Origin of the sequence: Sphaerisporangium flaviroseum (genome assembly GCF_039537005.1) — a bacterium.
Taxonomy (GTDB): domain Bacteria; phylum Actinomycetota; class Actinomycetes; order Streptosporangiales; family Streptosporangiaceae; genus Sphaerisporangium; species Sphaerisporangium flaviroseum.
In genome coordinates this window covers 1-859 of sequence record NZ_BAAAZR010000069.1, presented here as the reverse complement: position 1 = coordinate 859, position 859 = coordinate 1, and the positions used below count along the sequence as shown (strand labels likewise).

The following is an 859-nucleotide window of genomic DNA, read 5'->3' as shown; positions in this document are numbered from 1 at the left end:
GTCGGCGTTGTGCAGGAGGCCGAATTCGCGGTTGTTGATGAGTTCGTGTTCTTGGCGTTCGCGGAGGGCTTCGATGGTGAGTCGGAGTTGTTGGTGGGTTTGGTTCATGGGGTGGTTGTAGAGGTCGGCGACGCGGGTGTGGATGCGCAGGATGGTTTGGGCGACGCTGAGTTCGTATTCGCGGGGGGTGGTTTCGTAGTCGACGAAGGTGCCGGGGAGTTGGGGTTCGCCGGCGTGTCCTGAGGTGATTTCGATGAGGGCTTCGCCGTGTTTGTTCTGTGGGGGTCGGTGGTTGGCTTGTTGGGTTTCCAGGTGGGTGCGCAGGGTTTGTGATTGGGCGAGTAGTTCGTGGAAGGTTTGGCGGGGGAGGGTGAGTGTGGTGGTGGGGGTGACGGCTTTGATGGTGTGTTGCCAGGTGGCGGTGGTGCTGGTGGTGGTGGTGAGGGTGTGGTCGCCGTAGTAGTCGCCGTCGGCCAGGACGGCCAGGATGGTCTGGTCGCCGTATTCGCCGGTGCCGATTTTGTTGACTTTGCCGTGGGCGATGAGGATGAGGCGGTCGGCGGGTTGGCCGGTTTGGGTGATGATGTCGCCGGGTTCGTGGTGGTGTTGGGTGAAGCGGTTGGCCAGGGCTTCGAGTGCGGTGTCGTCGTCGAAGTGGCGGAGCAGGGGTAGTTCGCGGAGTTCTGGGGGGATGACGCGGATGTCGCCGCTTTGGTGGGTGAAGCTCAGGCGTCCGTCCCCGACGGCGTAGCTGAGGCGGCGGTTGACCCGGTAGGCGCCGCCGGGGGTGTGCACCCAGGGCAGCATGCGCAGCAGCCATCGCGAGGAGATGTTCTGCATCTGCGGCTGCGACTTGGTC

The 859-nt window shown here is 63.7% G+C and carries 1 protein-coding gene; it reads right to left on the bottom strand.

Annotated elements, in window-relative coordinates:
- A partial coding sequence (locus ABD810_RS40765) for a family 2B encapsulin nanocompartment shell protein (RefSeq protein WP_344953929.1) occupies window positions 1-859 on the bottom strand: 859 nt, incomplete at both ends.